Below are 564 nucleotides of genomic sequence, written 5' to 3' on the forward strand. Positions count from 1 at the left end.
GGCTTGGCAGCACAAAACGAACGCCGCCCTGGCCATCATTTCGCGGAAACGCCACACGCAGCACCTGCTTGCCCGCTTCGGGTCCCTCACGCTCCGGCAGTTTGAGGGCGATGCCGATGTCACCGTTCATCAACCCCAGGCCATAGTCGTTGCGGGTCATCAACACGGGGCGCCCTTCGTACCACTGCTGATTACTGTCGATCAGTCGGGCCTTGAGCAACGCGGCAGTCACACGTTCATTCAAGCCTTCCACGCCCCACGGCCCTTTGCGGACGGCGCACAGCAATTGGAAAGCGTCGAAGGCTTGCAACACTTCTCGCGCCCAATCGGTCCAGCGTGCATCGTCGAGCGGGCTGTCGAGTGCTGGTCGCTGTCTGCGCAGAATATTCAAATAGTGGCGATAGCCTTGCGGCCCTTCACCATGGCCTTCGAGCAACAAGCGCTCCAGCGCCCGGTCTTGCTCACCCTTGAGCGACAGGGAAAATACGTCGTCGTGGCTTCGAGCCGCCAACAACTTGCGGGCGTGCTCGGGTTGCTGCTGGTTGACCCAGCGCGCCAGTTGAC

Annotated in this window: 1 pseudogene; it reads right to left on the reverse strand. The window is 61.5% G+C overall.

Annotated features, from left to right (window positions below):
* Positions 1-564, reverse strand: a pseudogene (locus AC1DRJ_RS31845) (exodeoxyribonuclease V subunit alpha); the annotation flags it as partial.

The organism is Pseudomonas sp. P5_B2 (assembly GCF_056400445.1).